This window comes from Pedobacter sp. CAN_A7 (genome assembly GCF_015752175.1).
Lineage (GTDB): Bacteria > Bacteroidota > Bacteroidia > Sphingobacteriales > Sphingobacteriaceae > Pedobacter.
On sequence record NZ_JADOUW010000003.1, the window covers coordinates 428,779 to 450,180 of the forward strand.

Here is a 21,402-nt window from a genome sequence, read left to right on the forward strand (position 1 = left end):
TTAATATATGCACAGCACCGTTAAAAATAAACATATTGCCGTTATCGGGTCAGGCTTCGCCGGACTGAGTGCAGCTGCCTATCTGGCAAAGGCTGGTCATCAGGTAGAGGTATTTGAAAAAAACGAACAGGTGGGCGGCCGTGCCAGGCAACTAAAAACTGATGGTTATGTTTTTGATATGGGACCAAGCTGGTATTGGATGCCTGATGTGTTTGAGCAATTTTTCAAAGACTTTGGTTACCGGGCCAGTGATTTTTACTCACTAAGCCTATTGGACCCTTCTTTTGCTGTGGTATTCGACAAAGCAGATGTGTTGAACATCCCTGCCGATTATACCAGTTTGCGAGCGCTTTTTGAAAGCCTTGAACCGGGAAGTGCAGCAAAACTTGACGTGTTTATGGAGGAAGCTGCCTTTAAGTATAAAGTGGGCATGGAAAAACTGGTGCAAAAACCAGGCTTATCCTTATTAGAGTTTATGGATGCCGACCTGATTAAAGGGGTATTTAAGCTACAGGTGTTTACTTCTTTCAGCAAACATGTGCGTAAACACTTTAAGCACCCCCACCTGATTGCTTTGATGGAGTTTCCGGTGCTTTTTTTAGGTGCTACACCCGAAGATACCCCTGCTTTATATAGCCTGATGAATTATGCCGGATTAAAATTAGGCACCTGGTATCCTACCGGTGGTTTTGGTGAAGTGATTAATGCCATGAAATCCATTTGCGAACGTCTTGGCGTTACTTTCCACCTGAATGAGGCGGTAAGCCACATCCATGTACAGAATAACAAAGTAGATACGCTGACGACTACCAAAAGAACTACCACTTTCGATGCAGTGCTGGCCTCTGGTGATTACCACCACATCGAACAGCACTTATTATTGCCGCAATATAGAAACTATAGCAGCAGCTATTGGGAAAGCCGTGTATTAGCACCGTCTTGCCTGATCTTTTATCTGGGGATTAAAACGCAGGTAAACCGGTTGGAACACCATAATTTGTTTTTTGATGAAGACCTTAAAGTTCATGCCCAGGAGATTTACAAGGACCCAAAATGGCCATCTAAACCACTCTTTTATGTCTGCTGCCCTTCTAAAACAGACCATACGGTAGCTCCAGAAGGACATGAAAATATATTTCTGTTGGTACCCATTGCTCCGGGTTTAACAGATGATCATGTGCAACGGGAAACCTATTTTGACATGATCCTCGATAGATTGGAAACGTATTGCAATCAAGACATCCGTCAGGATATTGTCTATAAAAAAAGTTATTGTGTGCGCGACTTTGTGGATGACTACCATTCGTACAAGGGTAATGCTTATGGCCTGGCCAATACCCTCATGCAAACGGCTAACCTAAAACCATCGATTAGAAACAAAAAGGTAAGCAACTTATTTTATGCAGGACAGTTGACGGTCCCCGGACCGGGCGTTCCGCCTTCTCTGATTTCGGGTAAAGTAGCCGCTAAAGAATTAATAAAAGAGCTTAATCAAAATGCACGATGAAAGAACTATTTGACCAGCTGTCGGCAGAGTGCAGCAAGATTACAACCAGAAGGTACAGCACTAGTTTCTCCCTGGGGATCTACTTTTTGAGTAAAAAAATCAGAGGACCTATTTATGCTATTTATGGTTTCGTTAGGTTTGCTGATGAAATTGTTGACAGCTTTCATGAGTACGACAAGAAATACCTTTTGGATAAATTTAAGCGCGATTGTTTTGAAGCCATTGCACAGGGCATCAGTTTAAACCCGGTGTTGAATTCTTTTCAGAAGGTGGTCAATGAATACCAGATTGAACATTCCTTGATCCACGACTTCCTCAATAGCATGGAAATGGACCTGGAACCTGCGGTATACAGTCGTGATAAGTATGAAAGTTATATATTGGGTTCGGCCGAAGTGGTAGGCCTGATGTGTTTACATGTCTTTACAGATGGCGACAAGGCTTTTTACGAGCGTTTAAAGCCTTTTGCTATGAAATTAGGTTCTACTTTTCAAAAGGTAAACTTTTTACGCGACGTAAAAGCAGATTACCTACTTTTGAACCGTAATTATTTCCCTGGTGTAGATCTGGGCAATTTCTCAGATTATCAAAAGAAATGTATTGAAGAAGAAATAGAAGAAGAATTCCGACTGGCGCTGATTGGGATCAAACAATTGCCACTATCGTCCAGAAGCGGAGTTTATTTATCCTATATTTATTATAAAGAGCTTTTTAACAAGATCAAAAGTATATCAGCGAATGAAATTATGGACAGACGCATTCGAATCTCCAATCCCCATAAAATTGGATTGATGTTTGATTCCATGATCAGATACAAAATGAATTTTCTATGAAAATATTACTCCTCCTTTTTACGTTTTTAGTTAACCCAGCAGTAAGCAACATGAACAAGCCATCGCTTGTTGATATCAGGAACCTATTGGTGCAGGCAGCAGAGAGCAAAAAGGCTAATACGCAGTTAAAGGCAGCGTTAGCACAATATGGCGATAACAATACTGTGATTAAAGGATACCGCGGCGTATCGACCATGATTGAAGCCAAACACATGTTTAATCCCATGTCACGATGGAATAAATTTAAACAAGGTAGGGCAATGATGGAAGAAGCAATACAATCGGATGTGAACAATTTCGAACTGCGTTATCTCCGTTTTGCCATACAAACCAGTGTACCAGCGGTGTTAGGCTATTCTAAACACATTGAGGAAGATAAAAAGCTGTTGATTGCACAACTAGAGAACATAAAGGATACAGACCTGAGAAACAGGACCGTAAAACATTTAAGGAGCACAAAACTTTGTACCCCGGAAGAACTGAATAAGTTAAAAAAATGGAAGACCACGTAATACTTGTTGACGAAGGTGATAACCAGATTGGAACGATGGAAAAACAGGAAGCACACCTTATCGGCGCGCTTCACCGGGCATTTTCTGTGTTTATCTTTAATCATCGCCAGGAGTTGCTCTTGCAGCAGCGTGCATTAGAGAAGTACCATTCTGCAGGGTTGTGGACAAATACGTGTTGCAGTCACCCCAAACCTGGCGAATCCCTAATCGATGCGGCGAACCGCCGTTTACAGGAAGAAATGGGGATGGAAACTGCGTTGGTTTATGGATTTCCCTTCACTTATGAAGCGGCCTTTTCCAATGATTTGATCGAGCATGAATATGACCATGTATTTTTCGGACAGTCTGATGAATTACCACAGCCGAATCCAGAAGAAGTGGCGGCCTATAAATATGTAAGTTTATCTACATTATATCAGGAATTGAACGATAACCCGGAGCAGTATAGCGCCTGGTTAAAAATATGTTTTAATAAAATGGTTGAATATAAAGAATTGAAATTATGGACAGCTGGGTTGTAAAAGTGCTTGTAGTACTCGTTACTTTTATGTTAATGGAAGGTGTTGCCTGGTTTACACACAAATATGTTATGCATGGCTTATGCTGGTTTTTACACAGCGATCATCACCAGAAAGACCACCCTGGTTTTTTCGAGCGTAACGATTTTTTCTTCCTTATTTTTGCTATTCCGGGTATTATATGCCTGGCTTTGGGTAGCTTATATAATGTGCAGCTGGCTTTATATATAGGTATAGGCATAACGGCCTATGGTGCAGCATATTTTTTTATACACGATATCTTTATTCACCAACGTTTTAAGTTTTTGAGAAAGACGGATAACCGTTATTTTAAGGCGCTGCGAAGGGCACATAAAATGCATCATAAACATGTAAATAAGGAACATGGCGAATGTTTCGGAATGTTGTGGGTACCGCTTAAGTATTTCAAGTCATGAAGTATACCTACCTCCTGGTTAACTTTTTCACCATTATTGTACCCTTTATTTTTTCCTTTCACCCCAAACTAAACTTTTATAAAACCTGGCGCTCCTTTTTTCCGGCAGTGGTTATTACAGGGTTGTTTTTCGTTTTATGGGACAACTATTTCACGGGATTAGGCATCTGGGGGTTTAATGAACAATATACCCTGGGCATCTTTTTTGGCCACCTTCCCCTGGAAGAGATTCTTTTCTTTTTTTGTATCCCCTATGCCTGTGTATATACTTACCATTGCATAGATCTATTTATCAAGAAACCTTTATCTCAGGTCCTTGAAAAATGGCTAACTACCTTTTTTATCACCAGTTCCCTATTCGTTTCGGTGCTGTTTTATAAACAAACCTATACACTCTTTGCATTTATATGCCCAGCGCTATTATTGATTCTGGCTAAATATGTATTAAAGGTAAATTGGTTGCTCAAGTTTTACCTCATTTACGGCATCCTGCTGTTTCCTTTTTTAATTGTGAATGGTGTGTTAACCGGCACTGGCCTGGAGAACCCGGTAGTGTGGTACAACGAAGAAGAGATCTTCGGCTTAAGGATATTAACCATCCCTGTTGAGGATGTTTTTTATGGCATGGCCATGGTGCTGATGAACTTATTGATTTATAAAAGAAAAGAGGCTTAAGCCTCTTTTCTTTTATCACCTATCTATTGTTTTTTAAGGAATTCTGTTCTTAAAACGATGCTTGTCCCATCTACCTTACAATCTACTTCATCCGGATCGTCGGTTAACCTGATTCTTTTTACTACTGCACCTTTTTTAACGGTCATTGAAGAGCCTTTTACTTTTAAAGTTTTCATCACCACTACTGAATCCCCATCGGAAAGCAGGTTACCATTTGCATCTTTAACTTCCATTCTAATTTACTAAGTATATAACAAATTAATAATAATTTAACTTCAGCAAATATAAAGAAATCATTTAAATTGATTAAAATTATCTATTTTGTTTATAGAAGCATATGACCTCTATATTATCAACTGTCTTGCTCATCGTTATATTACTGTAATGGCTTATGAAATCACTTGTTTATTTAACACTCTTCTTTGCTTTAAACACCAATTTCGCTAAAAGCCAGGCTATTCCCTCTGTGCCTCAACCGAGAGATTATAGGACTGCCATCGTCAAAATTCTTGGTAAACATATAAACACTGACAGTTTGTTCGCAACGCCAAGCGAACATGTGTATATTTTTTCAATGAGCCTTTCCTTTAATGCAGCAGGTAAAGTAGATCGGGGTGTATTTCAGTGATATGATGTCTGATAATTTAAAACGCTTTATCAAAACAGGTGAAGATTTAACGGCGACTGCTAATGCCATAGATTTTAAAAAAGATTTTGCAAATAAACTGGTCATATATCCGATTGTCGTTAAAAGATTTGAAGATTATAAAATCGACAATCCAAATGAATTCCTGAGTGGAATTGTAAATTTATGGCCTGTACTCAACTTAAAGGATAACGCCAAACAAGTCGTGTTCCAACGAGCAGTAATCTATGGTTATGGTGGTGAAATTAAATGTTATGCTATTTCCCCTTAAATAAACTCACCTATATTTCATTATAGTGTCCTTGCAGGTAACGTCACACTTACCAGCTAGCTGGCTCCGGTCTAGCAGCATACACATTCGGAAAATCCTGAGCGAAGTTCGAGCCAGGCTCAAGCCATGTATCTCGCATGTTTGGCTTTAACAATAACCACAAGGGAACTGACCTGCGCCTGTTAAGAAGTAATTTTAGCTTGCCCGTTACGCCCTTTAAAAACACCCAAATTGAACACAATCACCGCCACAAAGAGTAAACTATAGGCTAACAACTGATTGGTGTGATAGGGCTCTTTAAAATGGATAAAAGCAATTAAAAAAGCGATGATGGGGTTGATATACATAATAATCCCAAGTGTAGACGAAGGAAGCTCAATCAGTGCATACAGGTTTAAAAAGAGTGGAACGATGGTAAACACCAGCGCCACAACAAGAATAAGTAACCAGAAATCAACAGCATCTGGTATTGGAGCAGCATTGACAAAAAAATAAGGCAGCATAAACAGTGCTGAAATGGCCAGGTTAATCCCCAACATATTTAAACTATTTACCTGGGTAATAAACCGTTGGATGATGAGGTAAATGGCGTATACAGAAGCTATTCCTATGGACCACAATACTTCGCGAAGGGAGCCTGTAGCTAAAAGCAATATACTAAATATAGCGATGGCCATTCCTATTAGCTTTACCCTGGTCAGTTTTTCTTTAAGAATGAAAAAGCCACCCAGGGCGGTTAACAACGGGCAAACCATATAAGCAAAGGCAGCCGAAGTCAGGCTGACATTATTAACAGCATAGATAAAGGTAAACCAGTTGACCATCAATAAAATGGAGGAAAGAAAGATAAGTCCTCCTAATTTAGTCCTGCCGGTTCGCGAAAGTGTTTTAAACACCTTGATGTCTTTTTTTAGGTTGGCACGACCAAAAGTAAGGATAATAACCGCCAGTAAGAGTAAGGCTGTAAATACCCGGTACTCCAGAATCTGCATGGAGGGGTAAGCGCTCAGGGCTTTCAACGGGATCGCAAAACCGCCCCAAACCACAAAGGCAACAATACCTGCCGCGTAATATTTAAAAGTACTTTTCTGCATCATTAACTTATTCTTTTTCCGTCTAACAACATGTCCATAGCATGGCGCAGGGTTCCTGCTTTTTTCACTTCACCCGAATTCACAAAAAAGATCTCATCTGCGTTTTGAATAGTGTTTAACCGGTGAGCGATGATGACCAGCGTCGTTTCTTTGGGAAGCTTTTTCAATATATCACTTAATAATTGCTCCGTGATGGTATCGATATTTGCGGTGGCCTCATCGAGAATGAGCAATGCCGGCTTGCGCAATACCGCCCGCATGAAGGCAATGATTTGTTTCTGCCCCAAACTGATGTTATCAGATCCGGAACTAATCATGGTATCCAGTCCTTCATCAAAAATTGCCAGCAGTTCGCTGAGTTGAGCAGCGGCAATGACTTCGGCTAACTGTTGAGGAGAATAGTTCCTATATAATGGGTTGCCGTAAATGATGTTGTCTTTAACGCTGCCAGTAAACAGGAAGGGTTCCTGAAGGATGAAGCCAATTTTATTGGTGCGCTCTTCGGTGGAGAAAGATCGGATATCTTGCCCTTCTAGAAAAACTGTACCCGCTGTAGGATCGTATAAACGAGCAATTAAGGATGCAGTAGTCGTTTTACCGCCACCTGTTGGGCCAATAAGCGCGTAAGTTTTTCCTTTTTCTAATTCGAAATTAATGTTGTGCAGAATTTCCTTACCTCCTTCGTAACCGAAGTGCACGTCTTTGAAGGCCAATAGCGGTGCGTCAGGATTTGCGATGCCTGGTTTAACATCCACGAGGTCGTTCTCCATCGACAGGATGTTGGAGATCCTGTCCCACCCGGCCATGGCCACTTGGAAATTAGCCCACAATGCAGCTAACTGACGTAAAGGATTATAAAAGTTAGTGGCGTAAGACAGGTAACTGACCAGCAAACCAATGGTAAACTGGCCTATGGAAATCAGGTAGATCCCGTAAAGCAAGACAATTAATTGAGCAAAACTGGCCAACAGTCCATAAACTGGCGCAAAGATATTATTGGCTAAACCAGCACCGATGGCAGTTTTATAGTTTTCCTGGTTGACCTCATCAAACTTCTTCCTGAAGTAATCGCGGCGGTTGAAGGCGATGATCACCTTAAAGTTTTGTAAACTTTCCTGAATCTCGCCACTCAGGTTACCGGTACTTTTAAGGTTAACGGCATTTTTACGTTTTACCCAAGGCGATAAAATAGCGGTAAAAATCAGGATAAGTACAGCAGGTGCCAGTGTGGCTAAACCCAATTTCCAATTAATGGCCAATAAAAATATGCCAGCTCCCACCATGGTGACAATACTGCCGATAAACTGCATTAACGCCTGACTAAAAAACTGGTTTAACTTATCCGTATCGTTATTGACCCTGGAAATCAGGTCGCCTGATTTATTCTGATTAAAAAAGCCAACTGGCAATTCCTGAATCTTAGTAAAAATGGCGTTTCTAAGTGTATACAACATGCGCTGTCCTACCCCCCCCATCAATTTGGTTTGTAAGTAACCTGTAGCCAGGGTAATCAAATACATGATGAATAGTATACCTGTAAACATAAGGACACCGTCATATTGACCAGTACGAATGTAATGATCTATGGTATAACCGATAAGGAAAGGACCTAACAACAGCAAACCTGAATTTAGGAGTATGGCAACCATGGCTTTGAGCAGGTTATTGCGCTCTGTGCTGATCAGCTGCAGCAGTTTCTTCAAAGCCGTTAAGGTCGACTTCTTTTCCTGTTGTGCAGTAGCCTGGTTAAGATTGTAGTTCATAATTGCTTGTACTCTGTTGTGAAGTGTAGATCTGAACATATTCAGGGCTACTTTTAATCAGTTCTGCATGTGTGCCTTCGGCAATTATTTCGCCTTGCATCAATAAAATCACTTTGTCGTAATGCGTTACGGCAGCAATTTTCTGGGTAACAGACAGTAAAGTTAAACCCGGGTAATTGCGCTGCACATTGGCTAAAATGCGTTTTTCGGTTGGTGCATCTACGCGGGCAGTAAAATCGTCGAGCAGTAATATTTTTGGATTAAGCGCAAGTGCCCTGGCCAGCATGATTCTTTGTTTTTGTCCGCCAGAAAGGCTTGAGCCGCGTTCAGAGACGATGGTATTTAGCTTTTCGGGCAAGGCATCGATAAAATCGGAAAGCTCGGCGGTTTCAATCGCTTTAGCTAGTGATGCATCGGTTACCGTATCACTAAAAGCAATATTTTCGCGAATACTCAAGTTGAACATGATGCTGTCCTGAAACACAAAACCCACCTGGCGGTGGAAAGCGTCCTGGTTATAATCTGCCAAGGGCTGTCCGTCAAACAGCACTTCACCAGATGCCGGCTTAATGAGGTTTGTCAGAAGATACAATAACTGCGTTTTTCCAGCCGCTGTAGGACCAATAATTGCCGTTTTTGATCCTGCTTTTAAAGAGAAAGAGATATTTTTTAAAGCTGGTTTTTGTCCGTAATAAAGCGAAACGTCCTTAAGCTCCAGGTCTCCCCTGATGACTTCCGTAATGGAACCCGTTTCCAGAATCTCTGCCGTATGAAGCACATTTTCAATGCGCTGGTAAGATGCTGTAGCCTGTGCGATGACATTACTCATGAAACCAATCACCAGGATGGGGAAAATAAGCAAAGCCAGGTAACTATTGAAAGCAGCAAACTCACCCAGGGTCATGCTGCCCTGAATAACAAAGTGTCCCCCAAGGGCGAGGATGGACAAAGCGGCCATGTTAGACACAAAAACGATGGCAGGTATTAATCCGGCGAATAACCGCAATATGGCGAGGCCTAGATCCCGTGCTTCGGTATTTGCTGCTAAAAATTTGTTGTATTCTAATTGCTGTGAATTGATGACACGGATGATGGAAGAACCTAAGACGCTTTCGTTGATCACTTTATTTAACCAATCAATCACTTCTTTACTTCTTTTGAACAACACCTTCACTTTACGGAGCACCATGTAAAAGGTAATACCGATGATAGGGATTATGGCGATGATGATCAGGGCCAGTTTCCAGTTAATCATCAGCAACAAGATGCTGGATCCTATAATTAAAAAAGCAGAAGAAGCGATGGATACAATGGCCTGTGATACGAACATCTTGATCGCATCCACATCGCCTGTTAAATTGGTAAGTAATTTGGAGGGATTAGCCTGTTCGATATAACTGTGACTTTGGCGCGAAATCTGGTCAGACAGTTTGGTCCGCAGGTCTTTGGCCACCCGTTCTGAAGCATAGGTTTGCACGATACTTTGCAGGTAGGTGAAGATAAACACCAGCACTATGGCTACGGAAAAGGTTATTAATATGGGCTCTATTTCAAATACGCCATTGGTAAAAGCATCTATACCCCCGGCAATGATGGTAGGTAATAGCAAATTGATGCCATTACTGAGGAGAGCGAGAAAGATGAGAAGAAAAATTAGCCGCCGGTAAGGCTTAAGTAAGCTAAATATACTTGCTTTTTTTTCCTTTTTAGTTGTTTCCATAATGACTGCCTGGGCAAAGCAAAGTTTAGCTTGCTAAATTACTTTGATTTTTTATGACCAGAGAATTTAAACCTGTATTTATCCAGTTTAATGTGAATATATCGTAAAAATTTATCCATTGGTTGATTGGAAACTCCCTTGAGGCTATGGCGACTGCGGCGCTGCGAAGAATATATTCCGGTATGCCCACTAAAAAAGTAAGCCGTAAAACAGGCTATAGCAAAGAAAATGGTATATGCTGGCCCAAAAATTTCCATGCCCATGACGGTGCAGGCTAATGGCGTTTTGGTGGCACCAGCAAATACGGCCAGGAAACCCAATGCTGCGAAGAGGCTGATGGGCGCATTGATTAGGGTTGCTAAAGTATTTCCAAGTGTTGCCCCTATATAAAATAATGGCGTAACCTCTCCCCCCTTGAAACCTGTGGCCAGGGTAGTTGAGGTGTAAACCGTTTTCCATAACCAGCTCCAGGTATCGGCACCACCGGCTTGGAAAGCACTGGTAATGGTGATGGCGCCTGGATATTCAGCTTCCACACCTAAACTAAGGTAATCTGGCTTTCCATTGATCCAGGCAAATAAAATGAGTAGCAAGCCACCCAGAACCGGGATGAGCCATTTCACTTTAATCAACTTTGTAAACAAACTTTTTAATCGGCGGGTAAGGGTAGCAAATAATAGACTGGCTGCACCGAATACGATGGCCACCGCAAAAATCTGTAATACGATCAAGGTATTTGCTGGTAGAAAACCCTGCCATAGATAAATGGCTTTAACCGCCTGGTCAATATGATATGGGGTGTGCTGAACGCCCCAGGTGGTGACGGTAAAATCGGCAATAAGACTTGCCAGCAAACAGGTAACCAGGTCTTTATAATTTATTCGACCAAGGGTTAAGACTTCGATGGCAAAAATAGCTCCGGTAAATGGTGTGCCGAAAACGGCGCCAAAGCCTGCCGCCATACCACAGGTTAATAGCGTTCGTTTTTGTTGCCTGTTTAAGTTAAACCGCTGACCAAACTTTGCCGCAATGCTTACTCCAATTTGAACAGCTGTGCCCTCGCGGCCAGCAGACCCTCCGAAAAGGTGGGTAATGACTGTAGCCAGTAGGATAATTGGGGCCATATAACCGGGTACCCCAGCAGCAGGCCGGTATATTTCTTCAAGAATAAGGTTATTCCCTCTTTCAGACGAGCGCCCTACACCTTGGTAAAGGTAGTGAATGGCCAATCCGGCAATGGGCAGCAGGTATAACAACCAGGGGTGATCAAAGCGCCATCGTATAGCCAGGTGAAGTAAGACCAAAAACAGCGCGACCACACTGCCAATAGCTATAGCAAGCGGAATAATAAGCAGTACTGTTTTTTTCACCTTCCGATGTATTCGATTGTTAACAACATATACATTTTAGCTGATATGATAAGTTGCACCTTTAGCCACTTCAAAACTAACCACTGCCGCATTATCTTTTTTGCCGATTAATACTTTTCCTGCCGCATCTGCTACTGCTTTTCCTGCCGGCAGGTATAATTTGGCTGTTCCGGCATGGGTAGCCCTTAACATCGCTTTTTCTACTTTTCCGTCTTTCCAGTCGATGTCGACATGAAAAGCTCCACGGGTTTTAAACCCTTTTAAACTTCCCTGTTGCCAGGCTGCTGCCGATGGTAAGGCTGGCAATAAACGGATTACCTCGTCTTTGCCGTGACTTTGCACCAGCATTTCGGCAATGCCTGCGGCACCGCCAAAGTTTCCATCAATTTGAAAAGGCGGATGGCCACAGAAAAGGTTGGGGTATGTACCACCTCCATTACCGTAATCAACACCATCAATTTTACCAACCGGAGTTAACAACTGTTTAAGCAACAGTAAAGCATGGTCGCCATCGCCTAAGCGGCTCCAGAAGTTAATTTTCCAGGCTTTAGACCAACCTGTACCCCCATCACCACGTTGAGCAAGCGTTACCCTGGCTGCAGCGGCCATTTCTGGGTTGTCCCAAGGCGTAATTTCATCATAGGGATGTAATCCATATAAATGCGAAACATGGCGGTGGGTAGGCTCGCCATCTTTCCAATCTTCTAACCATTCATTGATATCACCGGCGGCGCCGATCTGTAAGGGCGCCAATTTAGACCGGGTCACTTTCAAGGAGTCTGACCAGGCCTGATCAACATTTAAGATGTCGGCCGCAGCGATCACGTAGTCAAACGTTTCACGACATATCTGCATGTCCATCGTCGGTCCCATGGCGGTGTTTCCTTTAAAGCCATTAGGCATGATGTAAGCATGTTCTGGTGAATTGGAAGGTGCGGTAACCAGCCAGCCGTTTTTAGGCTCTTTTATTAAAATAGACGATAAAAACTGTGCAGACCCCTTTAATACAGGGTAGTATTTTCTTAAAAAGTTTTCATCTTTAGTATAGCGGTAATGTTCCCAGATGTGTTCGCATAACCAGGCGCCACCAGTTAAGGTTGATCCCCAATCAGCACCTTCACCAGGTGACGTAAATTTCCAGGGATTGGCTAATACATGCGCAACCCATCCCGGAGCATTGTAATAAGCTTTTGCAGTTTTCATTCCTGGCTCTACTAATCCAGCGGTAAATTCAAACAAAGGTTCGGCGAGATCTCCCAAACCCATAGGTTCAGCCAACCAGTAGTTCATTTGCAGGTTAATGTTCAAATGGTAATCACCATTCCAGGGGGCCTGGTATTCAGGAGCCCAAATGCCTTGTAAATTGGAGGGCAAGGTGCCCGGCTGTGAGCTGGAAATCAATAGGTATTTTCCGAAGTTATAGTATAATACGGGCAACTGCGCATCGGCATCCCCTTTTGAAAAGGCAATGAGGCGTTCTGGCGTACTCAGTTTAGCTATTTGTGGCTCCACCTGATTTAAGGAAAAGCTATTGCGGTTATAAAAACTTTGAAAAGCTTTTACATGTTGGGTTTTGGCTTTTGCATAGTCCTGATCAATTTGTTTTGGCAGGTTACGGATCACTTTCTCCAGCGGATTGGCCAATGGTTTAGCCGGATCCTGCAGGTTATAATCAGTAGCTGCCGAGAAATAAATCACCAATTCGTTTGCATTGATGATGTCTGCTTTATCTGGAGACAATTGTATCCGTCCACCCTTAACCACCGGGCGCATGGCCGCAGCAAAGCGCATCCCTGGTTTATCCTTATGCGGCAGTTGTCCTTGCATAAATAGTAAACCCTGGGCCTGACTTAACTTCGCATGTTCCTTTCTATTTAACTGTAAAGACAAGTTAATCTTGTTTTTTTTGGATGCAGTGATTTTGATGGCCATGTAATTGCCAGACAGGCTGACAAAAGTTTCCTGGGTAAAAGTGGTGCCATTACGTTTCCAGGTAGTAGTTGCCAGGGCCTTGTCTAATTGCAATTTCCGGTGATAATCGCTTACGTTTGTAGTGGTATCTTTCCATTCTATAAACAGATCACCCAGGGTCTGGTAACTTCCATAATTATCATTGGCACCCTGACCGTAACCACTACCATTGCCTTTACTCACAAATTTCTGCTGTAATAACTCTTGTGCAGCTTTATTATCGCCTTTTAAAAGGAAGTTTTGAATGGCAGGCAGGTAACGATGGGCGCTATCGCTATCTGCATCCTGAATACCACCTGACCAAAGTGTTTTTTCGTTAAGCAATATTCTATTGCGGTTGGTACCACCAAAGTCCATCGCCCCAATGTGGCCATTACCTAATGGCAAGGCTTCCAAATAATGAGCAGCAGGTTTTTTAAAGGTGATCTCCTGAGCGCCTTGCTGTGCAAAAAGGGGAGTTAAAGAAAATAATGTAAGAAGGGCAAATACGGTATAACGCTTAAATTCCATGGTTGTCGTCTATAAATAGAAGGATAAGTCTGGCTGCAGTCTCCCCTTCAGGTAATGATAAATATTTTAATGCTGTATTCCAATAACTATGTTAAAGAATTACAGGCTTATTTTAGAAAATTGTTCCTAATTGATTATGTTAGCCTAAGCATTCAACCAACATGAACCTTGCTGCATTTTGCAGATATAAACAACCAAGATGATTAAAACCAGATACCGATGCATGATGGCCATGGCCAGCCTGATTATAGTGGGCAGTCCGCTTTGCGCAGATGCACAACGTTTAAAGAAAAACAACCCATCCATCACCATTTCGCCAAATGATACTGAAGCTGATATTATTCGTAAAGCAGCGCAGGTTACTCCTACTAATGCCCAGTTGCGGTGGCAGAAACTGGAACTTACAGCCTTTATTCATTTCGGGATCAACACCTTTACCAACCGGGAATGGGGCGATGGAAAGGAAGACCCTAAATCATTTAATCCTACGGCCTTAGACGCCAGGCAATGGGCAAGGGTTTGTAAAGAAGCAGGCATTAAACAAATCATTTTAACAGCAAAACATCATGATGGCTTTTGCCTTTGGCCAACAAAAACAACCGATCACTCTGTAAAAAGTAGTCCCTGGAAAAATGGCCAGGGCGATGTGGTTAAAGAACTGGCTGCTGCCTGTGCAGCATATGGTTTAGGTTTCGGCGTATATGTTTCGCCATGGGACAGAAACTCGCCTAGCTATGGCACCGCTGCTTATAACGATTTGTTTGTTAAGCAACTCACAGAGTTATTAACACAATACGGAAAAATTGATGAGGTATGGTTTGACGGGGCAAATGGTGAAGGCCCGAACGGAAAGAAACAAGTATATGATTTTCCACGCTGGTACAAGGTCATCAGAGATTTGCAACCTGAGGCAGTAATTGCCGTGATGGGGCCTGATGTGCGTTGGGTAGGTACGGAAAGTGGTTATGGTCGTGCCACGGAATGGAGTGTGGTGCCTACAACTAACACTTCGCAGGAGCAGATTGCCGCAGGATCGCAGACTAATGAGATCATCAAGCCGGAAATTGATCAGATGGCAGCCGATATTGGCAGCCGCGAGAAGATTAAAGGCGCCACGGGACTGGTATGGTACCCTGCAGAAACAGATGTATCCATTAGACCGGGCTGGTTTTACCATCCGGAAGAGGATAAACAGGTAAAAACGCCCGAGAAGTTGCTGGACATTTATTTTAATTCTGTTGGCCGCAATGGGGTTTTACTTTTGAATATTCCACCGGATCAAAGAGGCTTGATTCATGAAAATGACGAGAAAAATCTGCAGGAATGGAATAGGTTAATTGAAAGCACGTTCAAAACAAACCTAATGAAAGGCGCAACCTTTAAAAGTGTGAATGGTAAAAACACCAGGGCTTTAAATGATGCTAAATTTGACAGCCACTGGATAACCAAAGGTACAGATACGACCGCCAGCATAGAGATCCATTTGCAGGGACCACAGACATTTGATGTGTTCTCCATCCAGGAAAACATTACGGTAGGTCAACGAATCGAGGCTTTTGTATTGGAGTATCAGGATGGACAGGAATGGAAGAAAATTACAGAAGGAACCACCGTTGGTTTTAAAAGACTATTACGTTTTCCAGTAGTACAGGCGGAAAAACTTCGTTTGCGGATCACCTCCTCGCGATTAAATCCCACAATCGCAGAGATGGGAATTTATAAATTGGTAGAATAAAGCTTGGGAGCCTAATTTTAGTTTCTGGGCTCCCAGCGCACTACATCACCCCACATGTCATAGATTTCCGTTCTCGATACCACGATGTATTCTTCTTTAGCCAGGTAGGTACCTTCCTGCCAGGTGCCATAATCTTCATCGATCGTGGTTTGAAATTTAACCTCTTGTCTGTCTTCAGGCAGGCTGCTTTTATCTAGTCTCACTTCCATGTTACAAAAGTAAGCATTTAACAGGAACGCAGTTGATTATTTTACTGCGCTCCTGATTTTACACGTCTTGCTTCTGCATCTGCGCTGCTAGACCTTTCTCGGGCACCCTTGATATTGGTGCTCCCAAAACGGTAAGTAACGGTGGCACGAAAAACCTGGCTTTCCCATTTTATCCTGACCAAATAATTTTGGGATGGTAAAGCACTGGTGATTTTATTTTTGCGGATATTAAAAACATCGTTGGCGGCTAACTTAATGTTCAATTTTTTATCCATAAAGTTTTTGCTCAGCCCCATATCTATGGCATACATGGGGTCTATTAATAAGGTTCCATAAACTTGTTTGGAAACAAAAAAACCTGATAACTCGAAGTTTGTAGTTGGGTTAATGGTGATGGTTTGGTTCGTGTTAAAATTAAAAGCCAGCCGTCCGCTTTTATAAGGTGCATTTGCTAAGTTGGGTGATTCAAACCGGTTGTAAAACACAGTTAAGTTATTATTGGTACTCCACCACTTGGTAATAGGTAAGGGAGAACTGATGTTTAAATTATATGAATCCTGGGTAGCCAGATTTTCATTAGAAATAAAAATTGTCTTTTTAGCAGTATCAGATAACAATACTTCTGTAATGACATCGCTGGTATGACTGTAACCTAAAGTGGCATTTAAAGTCTTTTTAAAGGAATAAGACAGCTCAAATGAATTGGTGTATTGAGGCTTTAAAAAAGGGTTTCCAAATTGGTAAGAATATAAATCAACATAATAAACAAATGGATTTAGGGAACCATAATCGGGACGATCAATTCTTCGGCTATAGGACAAGCCCATGGAATGGTTTTTAGAAATGTCCTGGTTTAGGAATATACTTGGGAAAAAATTCAGGTAATCGCGTTTCACAATGCGGCTTTCAGTGACCGAATTTCCTTTTGAATTAGTTTGCTCTGCCCTTAGTCCTACTTGAACACTGGTGCTTTTAAACTTCCGGTTTATATTAATGTAAGCTGCATTAATATTTTCATCGTAAATAAACTGATTGCTTCTGGTGGGATCATTTTCCCAGAGGTTATTGTTGTGATTGAAATTTAAAAACTTATAGTTATTGTCAGTAGAAACAAAGCTTGTTTTTACACCTGTTTCTAGTTTCATATCCTTGTTTAAAGGATAGGTGTAATCTACTTTTCCAGACCAGATTTTAACTATGGAAGGCGTTCCGTTCTGGAATAAATAAGGCGCCCTGCTTTGTTGCCCTCCCGAATTAAGATAAAGGTTATCAAATGCATTTTCTTCGATACCATCATACTGCGCAAAGTCTGCATCAATGGTAAGTTCTTGTCCGAGGGTATCTATAACGCTTTTATAATTCACGTTAAACGTCATGCCAGTATACTTTGAATTAGACAGATTTTTAGCCACCACTGAGGAGTCGCCCACAGCGGGAGTGCTGCCAATTAAAGTTAACACATCGGCATTGCTATCCCCATTGCTGTTGTAGCCCGTAAACACAAACCCGATGGTATTTTTATCGTTGAGAAAGTAATCGACACCAGCTTTATAATTACTGTTGTTACGGTTTCTGATGTTATTACTGGTTTGGTCAAAGATCGTTTGATCTTGTAAGGTATTATTCACCCGATAGATGTCAAGGTCATTAAATCGCTTATTGCGTCCATAATCAACATTGCCAAAAACATTAAACTTTTCTTTGCGATGATTTAAGGTAAAACCACCGTTGGCTTTGTAATAAGTGCCATAACCACTACCGGCGAAAATTGTACCGTTGGTGCCGTAATTACTGTTTTTTTTCAGCTTAATGTTAATAATTCCTGAATTTCCGGCCGCATCGTATTTGGCGGAGGGGTTGGTAATCAACTCAATGGATTTTATGGCACTGCCCTCCATGGAGCGCAGTAAATTGGCTAATTGCTCTGACGATAGATATGTCGGTTTTCCATCAAGCATGACCGTTACCCCTTGTTTACCTCTCAGGCTAATGTTGCCATCTTTATCGACACTTACACCTGGCGATTTTTCCAGAATATCCAGTGCTGTATTTCCTACCGCCAGTGTACTGTTTTCTACATTAAGCACGGTTTTATCCAGTTGCCTTTCCACCAAAGGCTTTTGTTTAACAATTTCCACACCTTGCAACTGTTTGGCATCAGGAATCAGCTGCACAGCCTCCACCAGATAAGCAGATTTTGCTGAATTTAATGCGAAAGGACCTTTAAACACTTTTTTATAGCCCACTACATAGATGGAAACCAGGTAATTTCCAAGAGCAATGTCCTTGAACTCATATTGTCCATTTTCTTTGGTTAAGGTACCCTGAACCGCAGTTGAGTCTTTAGCATTTAATAAGCCGATGGTGGCGTAAGGAAAGGCTTGTTTCTTTTCATCCAGTACTTTACCGGATATGGCCCCTGATTTCACGCTGGTTTGAGCGTGGACTAATCTCAAGCTACAGAAACTGTATAGGGCGAATAGTAAAATCGTATACTTTTTCATTTTTTTAAGCATAGGTATTCCACACACGCCTGGTAGCGTATTCTGAGAATACGTGAATTAATGGGTGATTTTTTACGAGCTATTTTCTGTTTATAAGATGCCTTTAAACGGCATTTCGTTACACAGAAATTTAAAAAAATTTACACCCATTAAACTTATACCTAAAAACTAGTAGTCGTCGTTGATTTCCAGCCAATGGCCGTCAGGATCCTGAAAGTAGATTTGTTTTACACCATCTACCCTTAAAGTTGGTTCTTTAGCCGTGCCAGGCCAATTGCTGTACTCAATTTTTTGTTTGTCTAATTTGGCAATAAACTGGTCAATGGAATTGACACTAAAACACAAATGCTCATTTTTATTAAATTTCTGCTTTTCGAACTCACCCTGGATCAGGTGTAGCTGACCAGCAGCACCAAGGGTGAACCAAACATGTTTACCATCTTTAAAAGGTTCATCTATTATTGGCAGATTTAATAAGGAGTGGTAAAAAGATTTGCTTTTGGCCAGATCAGATACATAAACAGCAATGTGATTAAGTTTGGCACTTACAGGCGCATCTGCCTGTGCATGGGCTTTGTTCATGGATAGGAAGGAAAACGTAAATAAAAGGAATGCTGCTAAAGTAACTTTCATAGGTTATGATAATTTAAGGGAAACTTTATTACCGGTTTGCACCGCTTCATATATGGCATCGATGATCTTAAGGTCTTTTAAACCTTCTTCCCCATCAACAGGGACTATTGGTTGTTTGCCGTTAAGAATGATTTCTGCCATTTCATCCATTTGTACCGTTTGGTGGGTTACGTGGGGGTGGCTGAGTTCTCCTTGATGGGTACGCGCTTTAATAGGCCCGTAATTGGTGGAAGGCTGCATTTCAGCGAATCCATCATTTCCATTTAAGAAGAATTTATCAAGGTTATTCATGTTGTAAGTAGACAGACATGATGCCACAGCGCCACCAGGAAAGCCGAACTGAAATTGAATGGTCTCATCAACATCTTTTTTAAACATTGCGGGATCAGTCTTGGTTTCCTGCGCGGTAACCCACATTGGCTCCTCACCTACCATATAACGGGCACCATTGATGGCATATATGCCAATATCCATGAGTGATCCGCCTCCAGCTAGTTCTTTACTTAAACGCCACTGGTTAGGATCTCCTACTTTGAAACCCACTAGCCCCTGAAAAAAGGTTATTTTACCCAATTCCCCAGCTTTGCGCATGCGGATAATTTCTAATGTTTTTGGTTCAAAATGCATTCGGTAACCTACCAGCAATTTCACGTTAGCCTTTTTACAGGCGTCAACCATCTCCTGTCCTTCCTTAGCATTCACGGCCATCGGTTTCTCACAAATAACATGTTTTCCGGCTTTTGCTGAACGGATCACTTGGTTGTGATGGAGTGCATTAGGTGTGATTACATAAATGGCATCAATATCCGGGTTGTTTTTTACCTCATCAAAATTTTCGTAGTTATAACAATTTTTAGCAGGTATGCCATATTTGGATTGCCAGGTTTTTATCTTGGCTGGAGTACCACTAATTACACCGACCAGCTTAGCTTTCTTACAATCTTTCATGGCTTCGGCTACGCGGGTTCCATAACCACCTAAACCCATGATAGCCACCCTGAGTACTGGCCCCTGGTATGGAATAAGCGTTGGCTTTTGGAGATTTGCCCAACTTGGTAATGGCAGAAAAGGAAGTGCTAAAGCCGGTAAGGCCAGCTTTTGAAGAAATTTGCGACGTGAATCCATATATTGATTATTATTTGGCTTAAGACAGGAACAATTTATAAAAAAATAAGTTTTACACAAACCTGTGACAACAGCTTACTAGCGTAGCACACTTAAAAGTAATACCCCCACTAAGCCCAGCACAGAAACAATGGTTTCCATCACTGTCCAGGTTAGAAAAGTTTGTTTTAAGGTGAGACTGAAGTACTCCTTGAACATCCAAAAGCCGGTATCATTGACGTGCGAAAAAAACAAACTACCGGCACCAACCGATAACACCATTAATTCGGGAGATACACCGGGGCCAATAAGCGGAATAACCATACCTGAAGCAGTTAATGCCGCAACAGTTGCTGAACCTAGTGTAACCCTTAATAAAGCAGTAATTAACCAGGCTAACAGTAAGGGGGAAAGTTGTAAGGGTGCTGCTAATGCAGCTACAGTAGCACCTACCCCACTGTCGACCAATATTTGTTTAAACGCACCACCTGCTGCAATGATTAATATAATCATGGCAATGCTTTTCACACCCTCCGTGCAGGAATCCATGGCTTTGGCAATAGGAATATCCTGGAGTAAAACGGTTAATAAAACTGACACCAATAAAGCTACGGTAGGATCTGCAATAAAGATAAAAAAGGTTTTCAGCGCAGATTCAGGCAGGAATGCGACACCCAGGGTGCCCGCAGCGATGATGAATACCGGTAATAAAGCCACGAAAAAGCTTTGGAAACCTGTTGGCATGTGGTCGTCAGCCGAGAAGGCCAAAGTATTAATTGACGATAAGGTTGTTTTTTTGATGATCAATCTGGGAAAGTAAATTCCTGCTAGTACGGCTATAGGAAATGACAAGAGTAGTCCATATAATAAGGTTTTACCGATATCTGCCTGAAATAAAGCGGATAAGGCTACTGGTCCGGGATGTGGAGGTAAGAAACCATGAGTGATGGACAATGCCGCCGCCATCGGAATACCGATATAAAGTTTAGGCAAGCCTGTGGCCGATGAAATGGCGAAAACCAAGGGAATTAAGACCACAAAACCCGCATTATAAAATAATGGAATACCTACCAGAAGGCCTGTGAGTAATACGGCCCATTGGATATTTTTTTGTCCGAAAGCGCGCATCAAAATGGCCACAATCTTTTTAGCAGCACCACTGTCTTCAATCAGTTTACCCATCATGGCTCCGAGTGCCAGTACCATAACCATACTGCCTAAGGTACTTCCGATGCCACCGGCAACAGATGTCATTACTTTAGCGACTGGCATTCCTAATAATAATCCGGTTATGATAGCCACAATGAGCAAGGCAATCATCGGGCTCAGCTTTTTAAGGATTAAAACAAAGAGCAGGATAACGCCAAATAAGACAATCAGTAAGGACATGG

At 41.9% G+C, this 21,402-nt stretch carries 20 protein-coding genes; 9 read left to right on the forward strand and 11 right to left on the reverse strand.

Annotated elements, in window-relative coordinates:
* Window positions 1-7: 7 nt before the first annotated feature.
* Genes IWX76_RS13315 through IWX76_RS13340 form a run of 6 tightly spaced genes read left to right on the forward strand, consistent with a single transcriptional unit; the run spans window position 8 to window position 4,481 of the window.
* Complete coding sequence (locus IWX76_RS13315; RefSeq protein WP_196860439.1) at window positions 8-1,507, forward strand: phytoene desaturase family protein; 1,500 nt, start codon at window positions 8-10, stop codon at window positions 1,505-1,507.
* Window positions 1,504-2,340 (forward strand): phytoene/squalene synthase family protein, encoded by an 837-nt coding sequence (locus tag IWX76_RS13320; protein WP_196860441.1) that lies wholly within the window; start codon window positions 1,504-1,506, stop codon window positions 2,338-2,340. The genes IWX76_RS13315 and IWX76_RS13320 overlap by 4 nt, the downstream gene beginning before the upstream one ends.
* Window positions 2,337-2,852 (forward strand): hypothetical protein, encoded by a 516-nt coding sequence (locus IWX76_RS13325; RefSeq protein ID WP_196860443.1) that lies wholly within the window; start codon window positions 2,337-2,339, stop codon window positions 2,850-2,852. The genes IWX76_RS13320 and IWX76_RS13325 overlap by 4 nt, the downstream gene beginning before the upstream one ends.
* A complete protein-coding gene (gene idi, locus IWX76_RS13330) occupies window positions 2,837-3,373 on the forward strand; it encodes an isopentenyl-diphosphate Delta-isomerase (RefSeq protein WP_196860445.1) in 537 nt (178 codons plus the stop codon). Before IWX76_RS13325 ends, idi begins: the two co-directional genes overlap by 16 nt.
* Window positions 3,355-3,807, forward strand: a complete 453-nt coding sequence (locus tag IWX76_RS13335; protein ID WP_196860447.1) for a sterol desaturase family protein — start codon at window positions 3,355-3,357, stop codon at window positions 3,805-3,807. Before idi ends, IWX76_RS13335 begins: the two co-directional genes overlap by 19 nt.
* Window positions 3,804-4,481: a lycopene cyclase domain-containing protein gene (locus tag IWX76_RS13340; RefSeq protein WP_196860449.1), complete on the forward strand. Its 678-nt coding sequence runs from the start codon at window positions 3,804-3,806 to the stop codon at window positions 4,479-4,481. The genes IWX76_RS13335 and IWX76_RS13340 overlap by 4 nt, the downstream gene beginning before the upstream one ends.
* 23 nt (window positions 4,482-4,504) lie before the next feature.
* Here IWX76_RS13340 and IWX76_RS13345 read toward each other — a convergent pair whose 3' ends face one another.
* A complete protein-coding gene (locus IWX76_RS13345) occupies window positions 4,505-4,714 on the reverse strand; it encodes a zinc ribbon domain-containing protein YjdM (RefSeq protein WP_196860451.1) in 210 nt (69 codons plus the stop codon).
* 158 nt (window positions 4,715-4,872) lie between these two features.
* Between IWX76_RS13345 and IWX76_RS13350 the strand changes: the two genes are divergently transcribed.
* On the forward strand, window positions 4,873-5,109 hold the full coding sequence (locus IWX76_RS13350; protein ID WP_196860453.1) for a hypothetical protein: 237 nt from the start codon (window positions 4,873-4,875) through the stop codon (window positions 5,107-5,109).
* A gap of 1 nt (window position 5,110) precedes the next feature.
* Window positions 5,111-5,398 (forward strand): hypothetical protein, encoded by a 288-nt coding sequence (locus tag IWX76_RS13355; RefSeq protein ID WP_196860454.1) that lies wholly within the window; start codon window positions 5,111-5,113, stop codon window positions 5,396-5,398.
* A gap of 182 nt (window positions 5,399-5,580) precedes the next feature.
* On the opposite strand, the gene IWX76_RS13360 is transcribed toward IWX76_RS13355, so the two are convergent.
* Genes IWX76_RS13360 through IWX76_RS13380 form a run of 5 tightly spaced genes read right to left on the reverse strand, consistent with a single transcriptional unit; the run spans window position 5,581 to window position 13,826 of the window.
* Entirely contained in the window at window positions 5,581-6,495 is a 915-nt protein-coding gene (locus IWX76_RS13360; protein WP_334641919.1) for an EamA family transporter, read from the reverse strand.
* Complete coding sequence (locus tag IWX76_RS13365) at window positions 6,495-8,255, reverse strand: ABC transporter ATP-binding protein (protein ID WP_196860456.1); 1,761 nt, start codon at window positions 8,253-8,255, stop codon at window positions 6,495-6,497. Before IWX76_RS13365 ends, IWX76_RS13360 begins: the two co-directional genes overlap by 1 nt.
* The gene (locus IWX76_RS13370) at window positions 8,239-9,975 is read right to left on the reverse strand and encodes an ABC transporter ATP-binding protein (protein ID WP_196860457.1); all 1,737 of its coding nucleotides are present in this window, start codon (window positions 9,973-9,975) and stop codon (window positions 8,239-8,241) included. The genes IWX76_RS13365 and IWX76_RS13370 overlap by 17 nt, the downstream gene beginning before the upstream one ends.
* A gap of 38 nt (window positions 9,976-10,013) precedes the next feature.
* A complete protein-coding gene (locus tag IWX76_RS13375) occupies window positions 10,014-11,345 on the reverse strand; it encodes a voltage-gated chloride channel family protein (RefSeq protein ID WP_334641921.1) in 1,332 nt (443 codons plus the stop codon).
* A 36-nt stretch (window positions 11,346-11,381) separates the two neighbouring features.
* Complete coding sequence (locus IWX76_RS13380) at window positions 11,382-13,826, reverse strand: glycoside hydrolase family 95 protein (RefSeq protein ID WP_196860458.1); 2,445 nt, start codon at window positions 13,824-13,826, stop codon at window positions 11,382-11,384.
* Window positions 13,827-14,025: 199 nt separating this feature from the next.
* Here IWX76_RS13380 and IWX76_RS13385 point away from each other — a divergent pair, with 199 nt between their 5' ends.
* Window positions 14,026-15,561, forward strand: a complete 1,536-nt coding sequence (locus IWX76_RS13385; protein WP_334641923.1) for an alpha-L-fucosidase — start codon at window positions 14,026-14,028, stop codon at window positions 15,559-15,561.
* A 17-nt stretch (window positions 15,562-15,578) separates the two neighbouring features.
* Here the strand turns inward: IWX76_RS13385 and IWX76_RS13390 are convergent, their stop codons facing one another.
* The 5 genes from IWX76_RS13390 to IWX76_RS13410 form a co-directional block, all read right to left on the reverse strand.
* Complete coding sequence (locus tag IWX76_RS13390; protein WP_196860459.1) at window positions 15,579-15,770, reverse strand: hypothetical protein; 192 nt, start codon at window positions 15,768-15,770, stop codon at window positions 15,579-15,581.
* A 41-nt stretch (window positions 15,771-15,811) separates the two neighbouring features.
* Window positions 15,812-18,274, reverse strand: a complete 2,463-nt coding sequence (locus IWX76_RS13395) for a TonB-dependent receptor domain-containing protein (RefSeq protein ID WP_196860460.1) — start codon at window positions 18,272-18,274, stop codon at window positions 15,812-15,814.
* A 168-nt stretch (window positions 18,275-18,442) separates the two neighbouring features.
* Entirely contained in the window at window positions 18,443-18,907 is a 465-nt protein-coding gene (locus IWX76_RS13400) for a VOC family protein (protein WP_196860461.1), read from the reverse strand.
* 3 nt (window positions 18,908-18,910) lie between these two features.
* A complete protein-coding gene (locus IWX76_RS13405) occupies window positions 18,911-20,032 on the reverse strand; it encodes a Gfo/Idh/MocA family protein (protein ID WP_196860462.1) in 1,122 nt (373 codons plus the stop codon).
* A 78-nt stretch (window positions 20,033-20,110) separates the two neighbouring features.
* The gene (locus tag IWX76_RS13410; protein ID WP_196860465.1) at window positions 20,111-21,400 is read right to left on the reverse strand and encodes a GntT/GntP/DsdX family permease; all 1,290 of its coding nucleotides are present in this window, start codon (window positions 21,398-21,400) and stop codon (window positions 20,111-20,113) included.
* Window positions 21,401-21,402: the final 2 nt, after the last annotated feature.

Bases quoted from the DNA above. Each gene is read 5' to 3' on its own strand.
- IWX76_RS13315 (WP_196860439.1), top strand. From the start codon at position 8: ATGCACAGCACCGTTAAAAATAAACATATTGCCGTTATCGGGTCAGGC.
- IWX76_RS13320 (WP_196860441.1), top strand. From the start codon at position 1,504: ATGAAAGAACTATTTGACCAGCTGTCGGCAGAGTGCAGCAAGATTACA.
- IWX76_RS13325 (WP_196860443.1), top strand. From the start codon at position 2,337: ATGAAAATATTACTCCTCCTTTTTACGTTTTTAGTTAACCCAGCAGTA.
- idi (WP_196860445.1), top strand. From the start codon at position 2,837: ATGGAAGACCACGTAATACTTGTTGACGAAGGTGATAACCAGATTGGA.
- IWX76_RS13335 (WP_196860447.1), top strand. From the start codon at position 3,355: ATGGACAGCTGGGTTGTAAAAGTGCTTGTAGTACTCGTTACTTTTATG.
- IWX76_RS13340 (WP_196860449.1), top strand. From the start codon at position 3,804: ATGAAGTATACCTACCTCCTGGTTAACTTTTTCACCATTATTGTACCC.
- IWX76_RS13345 (WP_196860451.1), bottom strand. From the start codon at position 4,714: ATGGAAGTTAAAGATGCAAATGGTAACCTGCTTTCCGATGGGGATTCA.
- IWX76_RS13350 (WP_196860453.1), top strand. From the start codon at position 4,873: ATGAAATCACTTGTTTATTTAACACTCTTCTTTGCTTTAAACACCAAT.
- IWX76_RS13355 (WP_196860454.1), top strand. From the start codon at position 5,111: ATGATGTCTGATAATTTAAAACGCTTTATCAAAACAGGTGAAGATTTA.
- IWX76_RS13360 (WP_334641919.1), bottom strand. From the start codon at position 6,495: ATGATGCAGAAAAGTACTTTTAAATATTACGCGGCAGGTATTGTTGCC.
- IWX76_RS13365 (WP_196860456.1), bottom strand. From the start codon at position 8,255: ATGAACTACAATCTTAACCAGGCTACTGCACAACAGGAAAAGAAGTCG.
- IWX76_RS13370 (WP_196860457.1), bottom strand. From the start codon at position 9,975: ATGGAAACAACTAAAAAGGAAAAAAAAGCAAGTATATTTAGCTTACTT.
- IWX76_RS13380 (WP_196860458.1), bottom strand. From the start codon at position 13,826: ATGGAATTTAAGCGTTATACCGTATTTGCCCTTCTTACATTATTTTCT.
- IWX76_RS13385 (WP_334641923.1), top strand. From the start codon at position 14,026: ATGATTAAAACCAGATACCGATGCATGATGGCCATGGCCAGCCTGATT.
- IWX76_RS13390 (WP_196860459.1), bottom strand. From the start codon at position 15,770: ATGGAAGTGAGACTAGATAAAAGCAGCCTGCCTGAAGACAGACAAGAG.
- IWX76_RS13395 (WP_196860460.1), bottom strand. From the start codon at position 18,274: ATGAAAAAGTATACGATTTTACTATTCGCCCTATACAGTTTCTGTAGC.
- IWX76_RS13400 (WP_196860461.1), bottom strand. From the start codon at position 18,907: ATGAAAGTTACTTTAGCAGCATTCCTTTTATTTACGTTTTCCTTCCTA.
- IWX76_RS13405 (WP_196860462.1), bottom strand. From the start codon at position 20,032: ATGGATTCACGTCGCAAATTTCTTCAAAAGCTGGCCTTACCGGCTTTA.
- IWX76_RS13410 (WP_196860465.1), bottom strand. From the start codon at position 21,400: ATGTCCTTACTGATTGTCTTATTTGGCGTTATCCTGCTCTTTGTTTTA.